This window comes from Frigoribacterium sp. PhB116 (assembly GCF_004364285.1).
In the GTDB taxonomy this organism is placed as follows: Bacteria; Actinomycetota; Actinomycetes; order Actinomycetales; family Microbacteriaceae; genus Frigoribacterium.
Genome location: NZ_SOBE01000001.1, coordinates 925,689 through 945,087, shown reverse-complemented (window position 1 = coordinate 945,087; position 19,399 = coordinate 925,689). Strand labels below are relative to the sequence as shown.

The following is a 19,399-nucleotide window of genomic DNA, read 5'->3' as shown; positions in this document are numbered from 1 at the left end:
GGCTCCGTTGCTCCGTGTCGTGGTGGTGACGACGACGCCCGCGCGCCGCCGTCCCGGGTGAGACGCGGCGAGCTTAGGCAGGCAGCTCGGCAGCGGCAAAGAGCTTGGTAGTTTTGGCCAAGGCCTCCCGGCCGGCGTGCTCGGCCCTTTGTAGAGGGGACCCAAGCGCGGCCGCACGGTCGCCGCGCACGCCGCCCGACGGGCACGACCCACGACACGCTCGGAGAACCATGTTCCTCGCCATCACGAACACCCCGCGCGACTACGCGTGGGGCTCCCGCACCGCGATCTCCGAGCTGCTCGGGCGCCGCCCGTCCGGCAGGCCGGAGGCGGAGCTGTGGCTGGGGGCGCACCCGGGCTCGCCGAGCATCGTGGTGAATCCGGCCGTCGTGGACGGCGCGGACACCCTGGCCGACTGGTTCGCTGCCGAGCCGGCCCGGGCGCTCGGCCGGGACCGCACCGAGCTGCCGTTCCTGCTGAAGGTGCTCGCCGCCGACCAGCCGCTGTCGATCCAGGCGCACCCGACGCCCGAGCAGGCCGAGGAGGGCTTCGCCCGCGAGGAGGCGGCGGGCGTCCCCCTGGACGCACCGCACCGCAAGTACAAGGACCGGTTCCCGAAGCCCGAGGTCATCGTCGCCCTCAGCGAGCGCTTCGACGCGCTCTGCGGCTTCCGCGACCCGGCCGAGACCCTCTCCGACATCGACGTGATCGACGCGGGCACCGGTCGTCTCTCGGCGCTCCGCGGCAGCGTCGCGGCGTCGCTCGAGTCGACGCTGGCCTGGCTCTTCGACGGCTCGGACGAGTCGCGACGGGTCGTCGGGGCGGTGGCCGAGCTGGCGAGGGCGGTCGCCGACCCGAGCCCGAGCACCGCGACCGTCGTCGAGCTCGACCGCCTCTATCCGGGCGATCCCGGCGTCGTCGTGTCGCTGCTGCTCAACCGGGTCTCGCTCCGGGCCGGCGAGGCGCTGTTCCTGCCGGCGGGCAACGTCCACGCCTACCTCGGCGGGCTCGGCATCGAGCTGATGGCGCCGTCCGACAACGTGCTGCGCGGCGGCCTCACCCCCAAGCACGTCGACGTGCCCGAGCTGCTGCGGGTGCTCGAGTTCTCCCCGTTGCCCGTCCCGTGGCTCCGCCCCGTCGAGGTGGCCCGCGGGGTCGAGCGCTTCGCCCCCGAGGGCACCGGCTTCGCGCTGCTGCGGGTCGCCGCAGGAGGCGCGGGTGCGGTCGTCGAGATCGGCGGGCCGAGCATCCTGCTCGTCACCGACGGCGAGGTCGACGTCAAGGGACAGGACGGCACCATCCACCTCGCCCGGGGCGAGTCCGCCTTCGTGACCCCCGACGAGGTCCGCCTCGCGGTCAGCGGCGGCGGCCTGCTGTGGGTGGCGACGCCCGCCTGACCCGCGCCGCAGGGGCGGCTGTGCTGCGGACCGGGGGGCGCCTCCTCGCCTCGCTAGGCTGACTCCATGTCATGGTTGGTCACCGGCGGTGCCGGGTACATCGGGTCCCACGTCGTCCGCGAGCTCACGGGGGCGGGCATGGACGCCGTCGTCCTCGACGACCTCTCGTCCGGCCTCGAGGCGTTCGTGCCGAGCGACGTGCCGTTCGTCCGTGCCAGCATCCTCGACCGTGACGCGGTGGCCGCAGCACTCGCGGACCACGGCGTCACCGGGGTCGTCCACGTGGCGGGCTACAAGTACGCCGGCGTCTCGGTGCAGCGCCCGCTGCACACCTACGAGCAGAACGTGACCGGCACGCAGGTGCTGCTCGGCGCCATGGCCGACGCCGGGGTCGACCGGGTCGTCTTCTCGTCCAGCGCCGCGGTCTACGGCACCCCGCCGACGGACGTGGTCACCGAGGACACACCCAAGGCCCCCGCCTCGCCCTACGGCGAGAGCAAGCTGATCGGCGAGTGGCTGCTCCGCGACCAGGCGACCGCCGTCGGCCTCCGGCACACGAGCCTCCGCTACTTCAACGTCGTCGGCTCGGGCTCGCCGGAGTTGTGGGACGCCAGCCCGCACAACCTGTTCCCGCTCGTCTTCGACGCGCTCGTCGCGGGGCGCGCGCCTCGCATCAACGGCGACGACTACGACACCCCCGACGGCACCTGCGTCCGCGACTACGTGCACGTCGCCGACCTCGCCGTCTCGCACGTCGCCGCGGCGCGTCGTCTCGACGCGGGCGAGCCCGTCGAGGCCGCCTACAACCTGGGCTCCGGAGGAGGGGTGTCGGTCGCCGAGATCATGGACGCCATGCGCGAGGGCACCGGGATCGACTTCGCGCCGGAGGTCGGCCCGCGTCGCCCCGGCGACCCCGACCGCATCGTCGCCGACGGAGCCCTGGCGGCCCGCGACCTCGACTGGGTGATGCGCCACACGCTGCTCGAGATGGTGACCAGCGCCTGGGACGCGGCGCCGCGTCCCTGACCGGACGACCGCCTCCTCGGCGGCCGTGTCGGCGCTCGCCGGGTCCCGGTCCGACACGCCGGAGCCCGGTTGACCCTCGATGAGGGGTGCAGGGTTTATGGGGTCCGACTTGACGTGGCCGAACTACACCGGTGTAATTGGCACATCGCGGCCGTCCAGGGAGCGAGCGACACGAGGGGAGATGTGCCATGGCGATCGACGAGAGCCGTGACGACCGAGACCTCGTCGCACCGGTCCGAGCGGGTGTGCCCGACGACTGGCACGTCGACCCGGTGCTGCTGGGCGTCCCCGGCGTCCGTCGGTCCGGCGACGAGGACGAGGCCCAGCTGTCCTGGCAGGTCGACTCGCTCTGCGCCCAGACCGACCCCGAGGCGTTCTTCCCCGAGAAGGGCGGCTCGACCCGCGACGCGAAGAAGATCTGCGCCTCGTGCGACGTGCGCGCCCAGTGCCTCGAGTACGCGCTGCAGAACGACGAGCGCTTCGGCATCTGGGGCGGCCTGTCCGAGCGCGAGCGCCGCAAGCTCCGCAAGCGGGCCTGACCCGCAGCCCCGACGCCCCCACGGCGCCCGCCCCCTCGGGGGACGGGCGCCGTCGTCGGTCCAGGGCTCGGGCGGCCAGCGCCCGGCGCGGTCCGGCGGACGTCGTCATCGGGTCCTCACAGGTAGGGAGGGACCGGCGCGGCGCGGCGGAGGGGCGGGGCACCCGACCTAGGCTGCTCAGGTCATGCAGCCGAGAGTCACAGCGATCCTCGTCGCCCCTGGTGGAGCGACCTACCTCGACCGAACCCTCGACGCGCTGTCGCGGCAGACCCGCCCGCCGGAGTCCCTCGTCGTGGTCGACGCGGGGGGCAAGGACAGCGAGGCCGGGCGCCTCTCGCTCAGCGGGGCGGCACAGCTGACCAGCGTGCCCGCCGCCACGACCTTCGTCCAGGCGCTCGCGCAGGGCGTGCGCGTCTCGGGGCCGGGCGACTCTCCCCGCGACGGGGCCGTCGACCCGGACGAGTGGCTGTGGTTCCTGGGGCACGACAACGTGCCCGGACCCGAGGCGCTGGACCGCCTCCTGTCCCAGGTCGAGGTGTCGCCCTCGGTCGCGGTCGCCGGGCCGAAGCTGATGCGGCTCGACGACCCGACCGTCATCGCCGAGTTCGGCGAGACGATGACCCGCTACGGCGCGTCGATGCCGCTCGTCGAGAGCCAGCTCGACCAGGGGCAGCACGACCACCACGAGGACGTCCTGGGCGTGGCGGCCGCGGGCATGCTCGTCCGCCGCAGCGTGTGGACGGCCCTCGGCGGCTTCGACCCCGGCCTCCCGCACGTCGACGCGGCCCTCGACCTCTCCGTCCGCGCCCGCCTCGCGGGGCACCGCGTCGTGCTCGTGCCCGACGCGCGGGTGTCCAGCGCCGGTCAGCCGGAGGACTTCGGGCAGGCCCCCGGGGGGCACGCCCGCGCCGCCCGCCTCCACCGCGCCGCCCAGCTGCACCGCCGGCTCGTCTACTCGCCCCCGGCCGCGCTGCCGCTGCACTGGCTCTCGCTCGTGCCCCTCGCCTTCGTCCGGTCCGTCTGGCACCTGCTCACCAAGAACCCCGGGGCGGTCCCGGGGGAGTTCGCCACCGCCCTGACGGCCGCGTTCGGCGGTTCTCGGGTGCTGCCCGCGCGGAGGGCGCTCGCACGCACACGGACGACCAGCTGGTCGTCCGTGGAGCCGCTGCGCGCCTCCTTCAACCTGATCCGCGAGAGGCGCGTCAGCGACCGTGACGCCCTCGTGGCGCACGGCGAGGACGCGTCGGACCCCCGGGCGAGCTTCATCGGGTCGGGCGGCCTCTGGGTCGTGCTGGTCGCCGCCGTCGTGGGCGTCGTGGCGTTCCTCGAGTTCCTGCCGCAGCCGGCCCTGACCGGCGGGGGCCTCCTGCCGCTCAGCACCTCGGTCGCCGAGCTCTGGGACAACGTCGGGTGGGGGCGCCACGAGATCGGCACCGGGTTCGTCGGCCCGAGCGACCCGTTCACCGCGGTGCTCGCCGTCCTGGGCTCGATCACGTTCTGGTCGCCCTCCACCGCCGTGCTCGTGCTCTGGCTCGTCGCGCTGCCGGCCTCGGCCCTCGGCGCGTGGTTCGCCGCCCGTCGGGTCACGAGCCGGGCGTGGACGCCCGCCGTCGTCGCCGCGGTCTACGCGCTCTCGTCCCCCCTCCTGTCCGGCCTGCAGTCGGGCCACATCGGCGCGGTCGTGGCGCACGTCGCGCTGCCGTTCCTGATCTGGGCGCTCATCGGGTCGGCCCGGTCCTGGGCCGCCGGGGCGACCGCCTCCCTGCTCTTCGCGCTCGTCGCGGCGTCCGCCCCGTCCTTGTGGCCCGCCCTCGTCGTCATCTGGCTCGGCTCCCTCGCGACCCGGCCCCGGGGCATCCACCGGATGCTCGCCGTCCCGCTGCCCGCCGTGGTGCTCTTCGTGCCGCTCGCCGTCGCGCAGATCTCGCGTGGCACCTGGTGGGGGCTCGTCGCCGACCCGGGCGTCCCCGCACGGATCGATCCCGCGTCCCCGTGGCAGCTGCTCGTCGCCTCGCCCGAGACCGGCCTGAACGGCTGGACGACCCTGCTCGCGGGGCTCGGCGTGAGCGGCTCGACCGCGGCCGTCGTCGTCGCGGCGGCCTTCGTCCCGCTGGCCCTCCTCGCCGTCGCCGCGCCCTTCGTCGGCCAGGCGCGGCGTGCCGTGCCTGCCCTGTCGCTCGCCCTGCTCGGGTTCGTCACGGCGGTCGCCGCGACCCACGTCTCGATCTCGGGCGTCGGCAGCGAGACGACCTCGGTCTGGGCCGGGAGCGGGCTGAGCCTGTACCTGCTGGGCCTCGTCGGCGCCGCCGCGGTCACCCTCGACCGGCTGCCGCGCGTGGCGCCCACGGCGGGCGTCGTCGTCGCCGCGGTGACCGTGGCGTCCGTGTTCCCGCTCGTCGTCGCCGCCTACCTCGGCACCGGCGACGTCCGCCCCAGCTCGGGCCGCATCCTGTCGGCGTACGTCACGGCCGAGGCCGAGGCGTCGCCCGAGGTGGGCACCCTGGTGCTCACGCCGCAGCCGGACGGGTCCCTCGCCGTGTCGCTCGAGCACGGCCAGGGCGCGACCCTCGACGACCAGTCGACCCTCGACGCGACGGCGCAGCGCCTGACGTCGACCAACGAGGACCTCACGGTGCTCGCGGGCAACCTCGTGAGCATCAGCGGCTTCGACCCGGCCGACGACCTCGACCAGCTCGGGGTCGGCTTCGTCCTCCTCGGCGAGGCCGCCGACGGCGACGACGAGGCGCAGGCCCTCGAGCGCCGGGCGAGCGAGGCGCTCGACGGGACCGCGGCGTTCCAGCCGGTCGGCGAGACCACGAACGGCCTGCTCTGGCGCTGGGTCGACGCCTCGGGCGCCGCTCCGGACCGCGACGACGCCGGGCCGCTCCGCCCCGTCGTCCTGATCAGCTGGGCCCTCGTGTTCGGCTCCGCGCTGCTGCTGGCCGTGCCGACGACGCCGCGCCGCCGACGCTCCCGGGCCGGCGTGCCCGAGTCGGAGCAGCCTGCCACCACCTTCGACGAGGAGAGAGATGACTGAGCGACGGATCATCGCGCGCACCCGACGCGTCGGACTCGGCGCGGCCGGCCTCGCCGTCGCGGCCGTGGTCGTCGGCGCCGCGGGCGTCCTGCCGCTGCCGACGCTGCAGACCGCGCCCGCCGGGCAGCTGGTCGCCCCGGTGGCGGTCGACCAGCAGCGCGTCTGCGCGGGAGGGCTGCTCCAGCTCTCGGACGACGAGGGCCAGCAGGCCACGACCGCCAGCTCGGTCGGTCGGGCGCAGGTCGCGTCCGCCTCCAGCTCGGGCGACGACGACAGCACCGCCCTCGCCGGGGCGGACGGGAGCGACTCCGACCCGGTGCTGTGGACGACGCCCGTGGAGGGAGACGACGTCCCGCTCGTCGCGGCCGCCCAGAGCCAGTCCGTCTCCGAGGGCGAGCTCGTGGGCTTCGCAGCCGCCCCGTGCACCGAGCCGACGAGCTCGACCTGGCTCGTCGGGGGCTCGACCGAGACCGGCCGCGTGTCGCTCGTCGTGCTCGTCAACCCGACGGACGTCAACGCGACCGTCGACCTCGGCATCGCCGCCGAGAACGGCCGCGTGCAGGGCCCCGGGATCGACGGCATCGTCGTCGCCCCCCGCAGCCAGAAGGTCGTCCCGCTCTCCGGCTTCGCGACGGGCCTCGTCTCGCCCGTCGTCCACGTCCAGAGCCGGGGCGGCCGCATCGTCTCCTCGATGCAGCAGAGCGTCGTGCGCACCCTCGACCCGGGCGGTGTCGACATCGTCAGCGGTGCGGCCTCGCCCGCCCGCCAGGTGGTCGTCCCCGGGATCGTGGTCCGCGACTCCGCGGCGCTCGAGGGCGCGCTCACCGAGCCGTCCTCGGCCGACCTGCAGAGCGTCGTCCGGGTCTACGTCCCCGGCGACGAGGCGGCGCAGGTCTCGATCACGCTCGCCACGGCCGACGGCACGGGCGCGACGTTCCAGACGCGGGTCGAGGCCGGGCGCGTCACCGACGTGCCGGTCGACGGCCTCGCGGACGGCACCTGGACCGCCACCCTGGTGTCGCAGGTGCCCGTCGTGGCCGGTGCCCGCACCTCCACGATCTCGCCCGAGGGCGCGGTCGACCTCGCCTGGGCCGCCGCGGCCCCGGCGCTGCGCGGCGAGACGCTCGTGCAGGTGCCTCAGGGCGAGGGCCCGACGCTGTCGATCGCGAACCCCGGCACGGAGGCGGCCACGGCGGTCGTCGAGATCGGCGACGCGGAGCAGCAGGTGACGGTCCCGGCGGACAGCACCGTCGACGTGGCGGTGTCCGGCGGCGACGTCCTGACCCTGCGCGACGCCGACGGGCTGCGGGCCGCGGTGAGCTGGTCGGCGGCCGGAGCCGTCGCGTCGTGGCCCGTCACCTCGGCCTTCCCGGCGTCGACCCCGGTGGTCGTCTACCCGTAGGTCAGCGGTCGCGCCAGCGGTCGGGGGAGAGGTCCCACGGGTCCTTGCCGAGGAGGTCGCCCACGGCCTGCAGCACCCAGCCCTCGACGAGGACGCGGTGCTGCCACTCGTCGTCCACCTGCCGGTGCGACTCGGGCACGTGCGACAGGCGCTCGATGGGCAGCCGGTAGACGACCACGCTGCGGGCGGCCCGGTCGACGCGCCAGCGCTCGACGCGGGACGGGTCGGGGGCGGCAGGTAGGCCGGCGACCTCGAAGGTCACGTCGGCGAGGTCGTCGGGCCACAGCTCGCGCAGGTGGTCCGCGGTCTCGGCGACGAGGTCGTCGAAGAGCTCGACCCTCGTGCGCAGGAACGGCAGGTGCGGGCCGGCGGCGGAGGAGCGGAGGCCACGGCCGTGTCTGTCCCGACGACGCGAGCGGTCGGTGACGCGGACTCGACGTGGCCTCGGCATCTCGCCATCGTAGTCCGGCGGTATCGTGGCGGTCCATGGAGCCACGACCCTGCAGCAAGGTCACCTGCCACGACGAGGCGGTGTCGACCCTCACCTACGTGTACGCGGACTCCATGGTCGTCGTCGGCCCCCTGAGCGACCGGGTGGAGCCGCACGGGTACGACCTGTGCGCCCGACACGCGTCGTCCCTCTCCGTCCCCCAGGGATGGCAGGTGCTGCGCCGGGTAGTTTTGGGCCATGACCACTGAAGACACCGTCGACCTCTCCGCCTTCGTCAAGACCTACGACGTGCGCGGGCTGGTCGGGAGCCAGCTCACCGACGACGTCGTCGAGGCGTTCGGGGCCGCCTTCGCGGACGAGGTGGGCGCGGCGGGGAGCGAGCTCGTGGTCGGCCACGACATGCGCGACTCCTCGCCCTCGTTCGCGGCGGCCTTCGCCCGCGGCGCCCTGGCCCGGGGCGCGGACGTCGTCGCCCTCGGGCTCTGCTCGACCGACGAGTCCTACTTCGCCTCGGGCTCGCTCGACGCACCGGCGGCGATGTTCACCGCGAGCCACAACCCCGCGACCTACAACGGCATCAAGATGAGCCGGGCAGGCGCCCAGGGGATCAGCCTCGACACGGGCCTGTCCTCGATCCGCGACCGGGCCGCCGCCTACCTCGCCGACGGCGTCTCGTCCGTCGAGGCGCCCGGGTCGCTCCGCGAGCACGACGCGCTGCCGGGCTACGCGGCCCACCTGCGCGGGCTCGTCGACCTGGCCGGCGTCCGGCCCCTGAAGGTGGTCGTCGACGCGGGCAACGGGATGGGCGGCCTGACCGTCCCCGCGGTCCTCGGCGCTGCCGCCGGGCTCCCGGCCCTCCCCCTCGAGATCGTCCCGCTGTACTTCGAGCTCGACGGCACGTTCCCGAACCACGAGGCGAACCCGCTCGAGCCGGCCAACCTCGTCGACCTCCAGGCCGCGGTCGTCGCCCACGGCGCAGACCTGGGACTCGCCTTCGACGGCGACGCCGACCGATGCTTCGTCGTCGACGAGAAGGGCGACGCGGTCACCCCATCCGCCGTCGCGGCGATCGTCGCGGTGCGCGAGATCGCCCGGGTCCGGGCGGCCGAGCCGGACGCCTCCATCTCGGTCATCCACAACCTGATCACCTCGCGCGCCGTGCCCGAGGCGATCGTCGCCTCCGGGGCGGTGCCCGTCCGCACCAGGGTCGGGCACTCGCTCATCAAGGACGAGATGCGAACGACCGGGGCGATCTTCGGCGGCGAGCACTCCGCGCACTACTACTTCCGCGACTTCTGGGGCGCCGACAACGGCATGCTCGCCGCCATGCACGTGCTGGCCGAGCTGGGTCACCAGGACGAGCCCTTGTCGACGCTGACCGACCGCTACACGCCGTACTCGGCCAGCGGCGAGATCAACTCGACCGTCACCGACGTGCCCGCCGCCTACACCCGCGTCGTCGAGGCGTTCACCGGCCGGGGCGACTTCGACGAGCTCGACGGCCTCACCGTGTCGGGGTCGTCGGCGGACGGCGGCTTCTGGTGGTTCAACGTCCGCCCCTCGAACACCGAGCCGCTGCTCCGCCTGAACGCCGAGGCGGCGACGCGCTCGGGCATGGAGGCGGTGCGCGACGAGGTCCTGGCGCTGATCCGGGCATCGTGACGACCGACCCGAGCACCGCGTCGCCGGGATCTCCCGGCTACAGCGGCTCCAAGCAGCAGATCGTCACGCGCCTCCGCCGAGCCGAGGGCCAGGTCCGCGGCATCCAGCGGATGGTCGAGGACGACGTCTACTGCATCGACGTCCTCACGCAGGTGAGCGCGGCCACGAAGGCGCTCGAGACGGTGGCCCTCCAGCTGCTCGAGGACCACCTCGCGCACTGCGTCGCCGAGGCGGCTCGAGAGGGCGGGGCGGTGGCCGACGCGAAGATCGCGGAGGCGTCGGCCGCGATCGCCCGCCTCGTGCGTTCCTGAGCCGGGCGACGTCCCGACTCGTCGACCCGTTCCTGGGCGACACACGGGGCAGGGTGGGCGAGAATGGTCCCATGCCCACTGACACGACCACGCTGCCCTACAAGGTCGCCGACCTGTCCCTCGCCGAGGCCGGTCGACACCAGCTCCGGCTCGCCGAGAACGAGATGCCCGGCCTCATGGCCCTCCGCGAGGAGTTCGGACCGACGCAGCCGCTCGCCGGCGCCCGCATCGCCGGTTCGCTGCACATGACCGTGCAGACCGCCGTGCTGATCGAGACCCTCACCGCCCTTGGCGCGCAGGTCCGCTGGGCCAGCTGCAACATCTTCTCCACGCAGGACGAGGCGGCGGCCGCGATCGTCGTCGGCCCGACCGGCACCCCCGAGCAGCCGGCGGGCGTGCCCGTCTTCGCCTGGAAGGGCGAGACGCTCGACGAGTACTGGTGGTGCACCTCCCAGATCTTCGACTGGTCGGCCGAGGCTGCCGAGGCAGGTGCCTCGTTCGCCGGCCCGAACATGATCCTCGACGACGGCGGCGACGCCACGATGCTCGTGCACAAGGGCCGCGAGTACGAGCTCGCCGGCGCCGTGCCCGACGACGCCCCCGGCGACAGCCACGAGTGGCGGGTGATCCTCGAGGTCCTGCGCGGCTCGCTGGCCGAGTCGACGGACCGCTGGACGACCATCGGCGCCGAGCTGCAGGGCGTCACGGAAGAGACCACGACGGGCGTGCACCGCCTGTACGAGCTCGCCCGTGCCGGCGAGCTGCTCTTCCCCGCCATCAACGTGAACGACTCCGTCACGAAGTCGAAGTTCGACAACAAGTACGGCATCCGCCACTCGCTGCCCGACGGGCTGATGCGGGCGACCGACGTGCTCATCGGCGGCAAGGTCGCCTTCGTCGCCGGCTACGGCGACGTCGGCAAGGGCGCTGCGGAGGCGCTGCGCGGCCAGGGTGCCCGCGTCATCGTCAGCGAGGTGGACCCGATCAACGCCCTCCAGGCCGCGATGGACGGCTACCAGGTCGCCCGTCTGGAGTCCGTCGTCGAGACCGTCGACATCCTCGTCACGGGCACCGGCAACCTCGACGTCGTGACCGTCGACCACCTCCTCGCGCTCAAGCACCTCGCGATCGTGGCGAACGTCGGCCACTTCGACAACGAGATCGACATGGCCGGGCTCGAGTCGCTCGCCGGCGCCGAGCGCGTCGAGATCAAGCCCCAGGTGCACGAGTGGCGCCTCCCCACGGGGCGCAGCGTGCTCGTGCTCAGCGAGGGCCGCCTGATGAACCTCGGCAACGCGACCGGCCACCCCTCGTTCGTGATGAGCAACTCCTTCACGAACCAGGTCCTCGCGCAGATCGAGCTCTGGGCTCACCGCGAGAACTACGAGACCGAGGTCTACGTGCTGCCCAAGCACCTCGACGAGAAGGTGGCGCGGCTGCACCTCGACGCGCTCGGCGTCGAGCTGACCACCCTCACCGACGCGCAGGCGAAGTACATCGGCGTCAGCGTCGACGGGCCCTACAAGGTCGACCACTACCGCTACTGAGGCAGGTGCGCGAACGCCCCCGAGCCGTCGTCGAGACGGGGCGGGGGCGTTCGTGCGTCCGGGGCCGGTCGTGCGCGCAGGGCCGTCCGTGCCCCGGGGCGGGCGGTACGCGCGGGGACGTGCGTGCCGGGGCAGGTCGTGGGCTCAGCGCCGCGGGAACCCGTGCACCGTCCCCGTGAGGGCCGGCTCGAGCCGGTCGAGCAATGCTGCCTCGCGCCCCAGGGCGACGCCCTCGCGCTCTCGCCGGAGGGCGGACACGGCGGCGAGCAGCGACTCCGGGTCCGTCGCGGGCAGGGGCGTGACGAACGGCGAGAGCTCGTCGGCGAGGGACTCGGCGATGCGCCGACGGCTGTCGGGACGGAGCGCCGGGGCCTGTTGCAGGAACGACGACACACGACGGGCCAGGGGATCGGGGAGGCGCGCCACGTCGGCCACGCCGGCCCAGCCGACGAGGTGCGGCGGCACCTGGACCACGACCCGCCCCATGCGGGGCGCCCGTTCGTTGCGGCTGTAGGTGCCGGCCATCAGGTCGCCGAGACGGCGCGACGACCGGTTGAGGAGGGCGACCACCACGGCCAGTCCGCCTGTCGTCATCACGATCTCGAGCATGCCGACGAGCGACCGGGTGAGCGCGTGCCGGAGGCCGATGGCGCCTCCGTCGGTCCGGACGATCCTCGCGCCCGTCGCCAGCTTGCCGAGCGACCGCCCGTGCGACGCCGTCTCGACCACGGTCGGCAGGCCGATCAGGCAGACGACGATCGACGCGACCATGAGGGCCTGCGCCGTCGCGTCGTCCACGGCGCCGCGGTCGTTGAGCGAGACGACGAGCAGCACCAGGCCGACGAGCACGACGACGTACGTGAGGTAGTCGATCAGCGCACCGGCGACGCGGAGGACGAAGCCGGTGGGGCGGCGGTCGAGGCCGACCGCCTCGCCGGTGACGAGCTGGTCGTCGGCACTGTCGAAGAAGTCGACCTGGTCGGCACGCAGGGTCGGCGCCGACCGCGGGGAACGCCCCGCGCGCGTGCGTCGCGGCCTCGGCCGGGGCGTCGGCGGCTGGTGCGTCGTCGGGTCGGACATGCCTAGTATCTAAGCAGAATGGATCTCGACGCCTACGCCGCCGCCCACGGTCACGAGTGGACCGAACTCGAGGCCCTGGCGCGCCGTCGGCGCCTCACCGGCCCGGAGGCCGACGAGCTGATCCGGCTGTACCAGTCGGGGGCTGCCGAGCTGTCGGCGCTGCAGACGGCCGCGGGCCCGTCCGTCGTCGCCGACAGGCTGTCGCTGACCCTGTCGCGCGCGCGGCTCCGGTTCACGGGCGCCGGCCGGAACCTCGCCTCGCAGGTGCCGACCTTCTTCGTGGCCCAGCTGCCTGCCGCCCTCTGGCGGGTTCGCTGGCTGTCGATCGCGGTGCTGCTCGTCACGGTCGTCGTGGCGACGTCGTTCGCGGTCTGGGCGGCCGGGTCACCCGCGGTGCTCGCGTCGTTCGGCTCGGAGGAGTTCCGTCGCCAGTTCGCGACCGAGGACTTCGTGAACTACTACTCGGAGAGCGCGCCCTCGTCGTTCACCGGTCAGGTCTGGACGAACAACGCGTTCATCGCCGCCCAGTGCGTCGCGTTCGGGATCACCGGCGTCTGGGTGCCCTACGTCGTGCTGAACAACGCCATGAACGTGGGCATCTCGGCGGGCCTGATGGCCGAGCAGGGGCGCCTCGAGTACTTCTTCCTGTACATCCTCCCGCACGGCCAGCTCGAGCTGTACAGCATCTTCGTCGCCGGCGGTGCGGGGCTGATGATCTTCTGGTCGTGGGTCGCCCCCGGCGCCCGCACCCGGGGGCAGGCGCTCGCCCAGGACGGCCGCGCGCTCGTCACCGTCGCCGTGGGGCTCATGCTGGCCCTGCTCGTGTCGGGTGTGATCGAGGGGTTCGTCACTCGCCAGGACTGGCCGTGGCCCATCAAGATCGGCATCGGCACGGTCGCCCTGGCCGGGTTCCTCGCGTACCAGTGGGTTCTCGGCGGGCGCGCGCACCGCGCCGGCCAGACCGGCGACCTCGACGAGTTCGAGGCCGGGGCGACGGAGCTCGTCGCCGGCTGACGGCGAGTGGAGGCTGCTGTGCCGGCTGACGGCGAGTGGAGGCCGCTGTGCCGGCTGACGGCGAGCGGAGGCCGCTGTGCCGGCTGACGGCGAGCGGAGTCTGCTGTGCCGGCTGACGGCGAGCGGGGGCCGCTGTGCCGGCTGACGGCGAGCGGGGGCCGCTGTGCCGGCTGACGGCGAGCGGAGGCCGCTGTGCCGGCTGAGCGCGACGACCCGGGCCCGGGGCCCGGGGCCCGGCCAGGTCGCCAGGACTCAGGAACTCGGGCGCACCGGGTCTTGAGTCGTGCACGATCCAGGACCCTGCCTCCCCCCGTCGCGCGGATCAGGACCGACGTTGCTGAACGAGGAGGGGCGGCGCGGGTCAGAGGCGGCCGGCGGCCTTGCAGGCGAGGTACCGGTCGGCCAGCGCCGGCGGCAGGTCGGCGGGCGAGCCCGACACGACGTCGGCCCCCACCTGGCCCAGGGCGGCGGCGACGCGGGCGACGTCGAGCCGGGCACGCTCCGCGGCGGCGGCGCGGTAGACCTCGTCGCGGTTCGTCCTCGTGACGGCTGCGGCGGCGAGGTCGGGATCGGTGACCGACGCCACGACGACCAGGTGCCGCCGGCTCAGCTGCGGCACGGCGGCGAGCAGGCTGCGCGCCGAGCCGGGGGAGTCGACGGGCGTGACGAGCACGACGAGCGAGCGCTGGGTGGTCACGGAGCGCACGAGGGCAGGCACGGTCGACCAGTCGGTCTCGACGAGCTCGGGCTCGATCGGGGCCATCGTCTCGACCATGGTCGACAGCAGGGCGGCTCCGGTCGCGCCCTGCACGCGTCCCCGCACGCGTCGGTCGACGACGACGAGGTCGACGTGGTCGCCGGCGCGGGACGCGAGCGCGCCGAGCAGCAGGGCGGACTCGAACGCGGTGTCGAGCCGCGGCTCGTCGTCGATGCGCGCAGCCGAGGTGCGGCCGCTGTCGACCACGATCACCACGCGTCGGTCGCGCTCGGGGCGCCACGTGCGGACGACCAGGTCGCTGCGGCGCGCCGTCGCCCGCCAGTCGATCGAGCGGACGTCGTCGCCGCGGACGTACTCGCGCAGGCTGTCGAACTCGGTGCCCTGGCCCCGGATCATGACGCTCGTGCGCCCGTCCAGCTCGCGGAGGCGGGCGAGACGGGAGGGCAGGTGGCGACGGGACGAGAAGCGGGGGAGCACGCGGACGGTGCCGGGGACGGCGTGCCCGGCCTGGCGACCCGCGAGGCGGAGCGGTCCGATCGACCGGACCGTCACCTCCTCGGCTCGCCGTTCGCCCCGGCGGAACGGGGTGAGCGTCGTGGTGGCGCGCCAGGCGCGACCGGGCCGGACGACGAGCGCACGGCGCGTGACAGCGGCGCCGGCCGACGGCTGCCAGGCGTCGCGGACGACGCCGCGCAGCGTGCGGCGGCCTTCGTTGACGACGACCAGCTCGGCCGAGGTCGCCTCGCCGAGGCGCACGGGGCCGGGCAGCTCGCGACGGATCCGCAGGAGGCGCGGCGAGGCGGCCAGCGCGACGTCCAGCGCCCCGAGGGCGAGCACGAGCACGAGCCAGCCCACGAGCGCCCAGGCGCTCCCCGTCGCCACGATCGGCACGACGCCGAGCGCGACGAGCGCGACGAACCATCCGGTGACGGCCATGATCAGATCGGGACCCGCACCTGCTGCAGCACCGAGCGCAGCACGGCGTCGGCGTCGACGCCCTCGAGCTCGGCCTCCGGTCGCAGCTGCAGGCGGTGGCGCAGCACGGGCAGGGCCATGGCCTGCACGTGGTCGGGCGTGATGCGGTCGAACCCGGTCAGCCAGGCCCAGGCCTTGCTCGCCGACAGCAGGGCGGTCGAGCCGCGGGGGCTGACGCCGATCTTGACGGACGCGCTCTCGCGGGTGGCACGGGCCAGGTCGACGACGTACGCGAGCACGTCGGGCGAGGCGCCGACCAGGCCGACCTCGGCCTGCGCCTGCGCGAGCTCGGCCGGCCCGAGCACGGGCGTCACGCCCGCGGCGCGCAGGTCGCGCGGCGAGAAGCCGGCGGCGTGGCGCGTGAGCACCTCGACCTCGGCGTCGCGGGGCGGCAGGTCGAGAGTCAGCTTCATGAGGAACCGGTCGAGCTGCGCCTCGGGCAGCGTGTAGGTGCCCTCGTACTCGACCGGGTTCATCGTCGCGGCGACGAGGAACGGCTGGGGGAGCGGACGCGAGACGCCGTCGACCGACACCTGCCGCTCCTCCATGGCCTCGAGCAGCGCCGACTGCGTCTTGGGGGGCGTCCGGTTGATCTCGTCGGCCAGCAGGATGTTGGTGAAGACGGGACCGGGCCGGAACTCGAACTCGCCGGCCTTGGCGTCGTAGACGAGCGAGCCGGTGATGTCGCCGGGCATCAGGTCGGGGGTGAACTGCACTCGGTTCGTCTCGAGCGAGGTGGCGTGGCTGAGGGCGCGGACGAGCAGCGTCTTGGCGACGCCGGGGACGCCCTCGAGCAGGGCGTGGCCCTGGGCGAGCAGGGTGACGATCAGGCCGGTGACGGCGCCGTCCTGGGCGACGACGGCCTTGCCGACCTCGGTGCGCACGCGGGCGAAGGTCTGCTGGAGTTCGGTGGTCATGCGGCGGTTCTCCCGGTGGTGGTCGCAGGGCGAGGGGCGGTGGAGGCGGTCAGGAGCGAGGTCGGCCCGGGGCAGTCCGGCCCGGGCCAGTCCGGCGAGGGGCCGGCCGGCAGACGAGGAGGCGCGGCGCCGGTCACGAGGGAGCCGCCGCCCTGGCCGTCGCCCGCTCGAGGTCGAGCAGGCTGTCGCTCAGGCGCACGAGCTCGGCGTCGTCGGCAGGGTCGGCGTCGACGAGCACGTGCCGGAGCCCACGGGGATCGGCCCCGACCAGGCCGGCGACCCGGTCGATCACCTCGTCCACCGACGACGTGGACGAGAGGCCCGTCAGACGGGCGAGGCGGCCGAGCGACCCGATGCGCAGCTGGTCGAGGGCGTGCCGTCGCTGGCCGGAGCGCTCGTAGAGCCTCGCCCGCCCCTCAGTCGTCTCGGACGCGCGGACGACGACGGGCATGCGCTCGACCACGAGGGGTCCGAGCCGGCGACCCCGCCAGACCATCGCGGCGACCGCGGTCGCGGTGAGCAGGAGCAGCACGGGCGTGACCCAGCTCGGCGTGAGCGTCGCGAGGGTGCCGGCGCCCTCGGGCACGTCGTCGACGCCGGGGAGGTACCAGACGAGCTGGTCGGACTGCCCGAGGACGGCGAGGGCGTAGGCGGCGTCGTCCGCGCCCGCCGTGGCGATCGTGCCGTTCGTGAAGGCGGTCGTCGTGCCGACGACCGTGACGCGGCGGTCGCCGTCGTCGAGCACGACGAGCCCGGAGCCGTCCGTGTCGGGATCGCGGACGCAGGTCGTCACGTCGACGCCCGCACCGGGGTCGACGCCCGCGGCTGAGTACGCGAGGCCGGCGGCGTGGACTCGCTCGACCTGCGACAGCTCGGGCACGTCGCAGCCCAGGTCACGGACCCCGTCGGCGACCTCGGCGACCGCGGAGACGCCGGGAGCGACCGCGTCCAGCGCCGCGGCACCCGGGGCGAGGAGGACGAGCGAGCTCGCGGCGTCGCCGAGCTCGCTCCACTGGTCGGCGACGAGGTACGAGCCCGCGTCGTCGACGACCACGGTGGTGTCCGGACGCGCGGCGGCCTGTCGTGCCTGGTCGAGCGACGACACGACACGGACGGACACGCCCTGGTTGCGGAGGACCTCGACGAGCGCCTTGGTCCCGGACGGCGCGGGGTTCTCGGGGCCGAGCGCCCGGCCGCCCGTCGCGCCCGACCCGCTGAGGAACACCGCCGCGACGGCGCCGAGCAGCGCGAGGACGGCCAGCGCGACCCAGGGCCGCGCCCGACGCGCGGAGGCACGCACCGTCGGCGTCGTCGCCGTCACGAGGCGGCCACGGGGGCGAGTCGCTCGAGCTCGAGGTCGAGCGCGCTGATCTCGCGCCAGGCGGTCTCGGAGCCGGGCCGGTCGAGGTAGCGCACGCCGTCGAAGCTGTCGGCGGCCGACGCCAGGCGGTCGGCGAGGCCGGGGAACACCTGCCCCGCCCGGGCGCCGACCGCGCGGGCGGTCGTGCCGGGCGTCGTCGAGAGGACGTCGCGCTCGACGAGGCCGCGCGCCAGCGCACGGAACGACTCGGTGACGGCGAGCACGAGGTCGCCTGCGGCCGCCGCCTCGGCCGCGGCCCGGCGGAGGCGGTCCGCGTCCCGGTCGTCGCCCTCGCCGAAGAGCTCGGGTCCGCGCGTCGAGCGCCGGTTCAGCCGGGGGACCCCGTAGACGGCGAGCACCACCACGAGGACGACGACCACGACGACGAGCAGGACCACGAGGGCCACGGCGGGCGCCCCCTCGACCCCGCCGAAGCGGATGCCGTTCAGCCAGTTCCAGAAGGCGTCGGCGGCACGGTCGAGCCAGGTGGGCTGCGCCGCGACGTAGTCGCGACCCGTCAGCTCGCGCAGCAGCAGCCGGCGCGCCTCGTCGGGGTCGGGGTCGAGAGGGGCGGCGGCCAGCACGGTCGTCGTCGGCGTCACTGCAGAGGTGCCCCGCCCTGGCCGTCGGGGCCGTGCTGCCGGCCCTGCTGCTGCGGGTGGTGGGCGGGGAACTGCTGCCCGGGCTGCTGCTGCGCAGGGGAGCGCCACGGGTCGGGCAGGTCGACCTGGCCGCGGCCGCGGGCCTCGACGTGGCGCACCAGCTCGAGGTCGAGCCCCTCGGTCCGCATCCGACGGTCGACGTAGACGAGGCCGACGGAGGCGGCCTGGACGACGGAGCCGATGGCCGTCACGACGGCGCTGACCGCGATGGTGAGGACGTACGCGACGGCCGCGACCGCGATCGCGCTGCCGTCCATGTCGCCGGTGGGCGAGATGAGGCTGCCGAACACGCCGAACAGCAGCGAGAACGGCGCCGTGACGACCTGCGTCGCGATCTGGATCATCACGAAGACGAGCGCGACGACGCCGAAGGTGCGCCAGAACGAGCTGCGGACGAGCGACCACGACCGCGCGACGGCCGCACGCAGGGGCATCCGCTCGAGCATGAGGGCGCTCGGCACGAGGCTCAGCTTGATGGTGAGCCAGACGCCGAGCACCAGCAGGCCGAGGCCGAGGAGCACGCCCACCCCGATGCCGACGCCGATGCTCGGACCCGTGCCGACGACGACGCCGATCGCCACGACGCCGACCACGAGGCCGGCGGCGACCAGGTACGCGAGCGTGAGCAGGGCCGACCAGCCCGTCAGCGCGCCGAGCCGCCCGCGGGCCAGGGTCCAGAGGCCGCCCAGCCGGAGGCGCTCGCCGAGCAGCTGACGAGAGGTCTCGAGCACGAAGAGCCCCTGCAGCAGGGCGCTGACGACCACCGTGAGCAGCACGGGGACGAGCGTCGCGAGCACGACCGTGGCGACGGCCCCCGCCGCCACCGTGTCGCGGTCCTCGGGAAGGGCCGACTCGACGCGGGAGAACGCGAAGAAGGCGCTGCCCCCGGCGGCGCCCACGGTCACGACGAGCAGCACGACCTGCGCGAGCAGGGCGGTGCCGAAGGTGGTGCGCGGGTTGCGCCGGAACACCTGGAACGACGCGGAGAGGATCTCGCCGAAGGTGAAGGGACGGAGCGGCAGCAGACCCGGACGAGGAGGCGGCGTCCACGCGCCGGGACCGCCCTGCGGCTGCGGCGCGGCCTGCTGTCCGGACGCGGGCGGCTGCTGTCCGTAGGCGGGCGGCTGCTGCCCGTAGGCCGGCGGCTGCTGCCCCGCGTCGGCGGCCGGAGCCGACGGAGGAGCGGGAGGCGCGGACGGGACCCGCTCGCCCCAGCGGGGTGCGTCCTGCGCCCCGGGGGCCGCCCAGTCGTTCGGATCGGTCATGGCTTCCCCCGGTGGTCCGCGCTCGAGGTCGTCCTC

General features: G+C 74.5%; 17 protein-coding genes. 10 read left to right on the top strand and 7 right to left on the bottom strand.

Features of this window, described 5'->3' with window-relative positions:
• The first annotated feature begins 230 nt into the window (after positions 1 to 230).
• The 5 genes from manA (at position 231) to EDF20_RS04240 (ending at position 7,401) form a co-directional block, all read left to right on the top strand.
• Positions 231 to 1,397 carry a mannose-6-phosphate isomerase, class I gene (gene manA / locus EDF20_RS04260; protein WP_133737783.1) on the top strand — a complete coding sequence of 389 codons (1,167 nt, stop codon included), beginning with the start codon at positions 231 to 233 and terminating at the stop codon, positions 1,395 to 1,397.
• 66 nt (positions 1,398 to 1,463) lie between these two features.
• Positions 1,464 to 2,423, top strand: a complete 960-nt coding sequence (galE, locus tag EDF20_RS04255; protein ID WP_133737782.1) for a UDP-glucose 4-epimerase GalE — start codon at positions 1,464 to 1,466, stop codon at positions 2,421 to 2,423.
• Between the two features lie 188 nt (positions 2,424 to 2,611).
• Positions 2,612 to 2,962 (top strand): WhiB family transcriptional regulator, encoded by a 351-nt coding sequence (locus EDF20_RS04250; protein WP_133737781.1) that lies wholly within the window; start codon positions 2,612 to 2,614, stop codon positions 2,960 to 2,962.
• A gap of 184 nt (positions 2,963 to 3,146) precedes the next feature.
• Positions 3,147 to 5,999, top strand: a complete 2,853-nt coding sequence (locus EDF20_RS04245) for a glycosyltransferase (protein ID WP_123546517.1) — start codon at positions 3,147 to 3,149, stop codon at positions 5,997 to 5,999.
• Positions 5,992 to 7,401, top strand: coding sequence for a DUF5719 family protein (locus tag EDF20_RS04240; RefSeq protein ID WP_133737780.1), 1,410 nt, complete (start codon positions 5,992 to 5,994; stop codon positions 7,399 to 7,401). Before EDF20_RS04245 ends, EDF20_RS04240 begins: the two co-directional genes overlap by 8 nt.
• Before the next feature lies 1 nt (position 7,402).
• Here EDF20_RS04240 and EDF20_RS04235 read toward each other — a convergent pair whose 3' ends face one another.
• Complete coding sequence (locus tag EDF20_RS04235) at positions 7,403 to 7,852, bottom strand: hypothetical protein (RefSeq protein WP_123546515.1); 450 nt, start codon at positions 7,850 to 7,852, stop codon at positions 7,403 to 7,405.
• A gap of 35 nt (positions 7,853 to 7,887) precedes the next feature.
• On the opposite strand from EDF20_RS04235, the gene EDF20_RS04230 reads away from it, so the two are divergent.
• The 4 genes from EDF20_RS04230 to ahcY all read left to right on the top strand — a co-directional run bounded on the left by EDF20_RS04230 (position 7,888) and on the right by ahcY (position 11,372).
• A complete protein-coding gene (locus EDF20_RS04230) occupies positions 7,888 to 8,100 on the top strand; it encodes a DUF3499 family protein (protein ID WP_133737779.1) in 213 nt (70 codons plus the stop codon).
• A complete protein-coding gene (locus EDF20_RS04225; protein ID WP_123546513.1) occupies positions 8,090 to 9,514 on the top strand; it encodes a phosphomannomutase/phosphoglucomutase in 1,425 nt (474 codons plus the stop codon). The genes EDF20_RS04230 and EDF20_RS04225 overlap by 11 nt, the downstream gene beginning before the upstream one ends.
• A 59-nt stretch (positions 9,515 to 9,573) precedes the next feature.
• Positions 9,574 to 9,825, top strand: a complete 252-nt coding sequence (locus tag EDF20_RS04220; protein ID WP_233569053.1) for a metal-sensitive transcriptional regulator — start codon at positions 9,574 to 9,576, stop codon at positions 9,823 to 9,825.
• Between the two features lie 71 nt (positions 9,826 to 9,896).
• Positions 9,897 to 11,372: an adenosylhomocysteinase gene (ahcY, locus tag EDF20_RS04215; RefSeq protein ID WP_123546512.1), complete on the top strand. Its 1,476-nt coding sequence runs from the start codon at positions 9,897 to 9,899 to the stop codon at positions 11,370 to 11,372.
• 144 nt (positions 11,373 to 11,516) lie between these two features.
• Here ahcY and EDF20_RS04210 read toward each other — a convergent pair whose 3' ends face one another.
• On the bottom strand, positions 11,517 to 12,452 hold the full coding sequence (locus tag EDF20_RS04210; RefSeq protein WP_133737778.1) for an RDD family protein: 936 nt from the start codon (positions 12,450 to 12,452) through the stop codon (positions 11,517 to 11,519).
• Positions 12,453 to 12,470: 18 nt separating this feature from the next.
• Between EDF20_RS04210 and EDF20_RS04205 the strand changes: the two genes are divergently transcribed.
• Entirely contained in the window at positions 12,471 to 13,466 is a 996-nt protein-coding gene (locus EDF20_RS04205; protein ID WP_123546510.1) for a stage II sporulation protein M, read from the top strand.
• A 361-nt stretch (positions 13,467 to 13,827) separates the two neighbouring features.
• Here EDF20_RS04205 and EDF20_RS04200 read toward each other — a convergent pair whose 3' ends face one another.
• The 5 genes from EDF20_RS04200 to EDF20_RS04180 all read right to left on the bottom strand — a co-directional run bounded on the left by EDF20_RS04200 (position 13,828) and on the right by EDF20_RS04180 (position 19,363).
• Positions 13,828 to 15,120, bottom strand: coding sequence for a DUF58 domain-containing protein (locus EDF20_RS04200; RefSeq protein WP_133737777.1), 1,293 nt, complete (start codon positions 15,118 to 15,120; stop codon positions 13,828 to 13,830).
• Positions 15,121 to 15,122: 2 nt separating this feature from the next.
• Positions 15,123 to 16,076: a MoxR family ATPase gene (locus EDF20_RS04195; protein WP_123546508.1), complete on the bottom strand. Its 954-nt coding sequence runs from the start codon at positions 16,074 to 16,076 to the stop codon at positions 15,123 to 15,125.
• Between the two features lie 133 nt (positions 16,077 to 16,209).
• Positions 16,210 to 17,397: a DUF4350 domain-containing protein gene (locus tag EDF20_RS04190; RefSeq protein WP_133737776.1), complete on the bottom strand. Its 1,188-nt coding sequence runs from the start codon at positions 17,395 to 17,397 to the stop codon at positions 16,210 to 16,212.
• Complete coding sequence (locus EDF20_RS04185; RefSeq protein ID WP_123546506.1) at positions 17,394 to 18,038, bottom strand: DUF4129 domain-containing protein; 645 nt, start codon at positions 18,036 to 18,038, stop codon at positions 17,394 to 17,396. Before EDF20_RS04185 ends, EDF20_RS04190 begins: the two co-directional genes overlap by 4 nt.
• Positions 18,035 to 19,363 carry a hypothetical protein gene (locus EDF20_RS04180; protein WP_133737775.1) on the bottom strand — a complete coding sequence of 443 codons (1,329 nt, stop codon included), beginning with the start codon at positions 19,361 to 19,363 and terminating at the stop codon, positions 18,035 to 18,037. Before EDF20_RS04180 ends, EDF20_RS04185 begins: the two co-directional genes overlap by 4 nt.
• Positions 19,364 to 19,399: the final 36 nt, after the last annotated feature.

Excerpts from the sequence above, each read along its gene's own strand:
- manA (WP_133737783.1), top strand. The coding sequence starts at position 231 with ATGTTCCTCGCCATCACGAACACCCCGCGCGACTACGCGTGGGGCTCC.
- galE (WP_133737782.1), top strand. The coding sequence starts at position 1,464 with ATGTCATGGTTGGTCACCGGCGGTGCCGGGTACATCGGGTCCCACGTC.
- EDF20_RS04250 (WP_133737781.1), top strand. The coding sequence starts at position 2,612 with ATGGCGATCGACGAGAGCCGTGACGACCGAGACCTCGTCGCACCGGTC.
- EDF20_RS04245 (WP_123546517.1), top strand. The coding sequence starts at position 3,147 with ATGCAGCCGAGAGTCACAGCGATCCTCGTCGCCCCTGGTGGAGCGACC.
- EDF20_RS04240 (WP_133737780.1), top strand. The coding sequence starts at position 5,992 with ATGACTGAGCGACGGATCATCGCGCGCACCCGACGCGTCGGACTCGGC.
- EDF20_RS04235 (WP_123546515.1), bottom strand. The coding sequence starts at position 7,852 with ATGCCGAGGCCACGTCGAGTCCGCGTCACCGACCGCTCGCGTCGTCGG.
- EDF20_RS04230 (WP_133737779.1), top strand. The coding sequence starts at position 7,888 with ATGGAGCCACGACCCTGCAGCAAGGTCACCTGCCACGACGAGGCGGTG.
- EDF20_RS04225 (WP_123546513.1), top strand. The coding sequence starts at position 8,090 with ATGACCACTGAAGACACCGTCGACCTCTCCGCCTTCGTCAAGACCTAC.
- ahcY (WP_123546512.1), top strand. The coding sequence starts at position 9,897 with ATGCCCACTGACACGACCACGCTGCCCTACAAGGTCGCCGACCTGTCC.
- EDF20_RS04210 (WP_133737778.1), bottom strand. The coding sequence starts at position 12,452 with ATGTCCGACCCGACGACGCACCAGCCGCCGACGCCCCGGCCGAGGCCG.
- EDF20_RS04205 (WP_123546510.1), top strand. The coding sequence starts at position 12,471 with ATGGATCTCGACGCCTACGCCGCCGCCCACGGTCACGAGTGGACCGAA.
- EDF20_RS04200 (WP_133737777.1), bottom strand. The coding sequence starts at position 15,120 with ATGGCCGTCACCGGATGGTTCGTCGCGCTCGTCGCGCTCGGCGTCGTG.
- EDF20_RS04195 (WP_123546508.1), bottom strand. The coding sequence starts at position 16,076 with ATGACCACCGAACTCCAGCAGACCTTCGCCCGCGTGCGCACCGAGGTC.
- EDF20_RS04180 (WP_133737775.1), bottom strand. The coding sequence starts at position 19,363 with ATGACCGATCCGAACGACTGGGCGGCCCCCGGGGCGCAGGACGCACCC.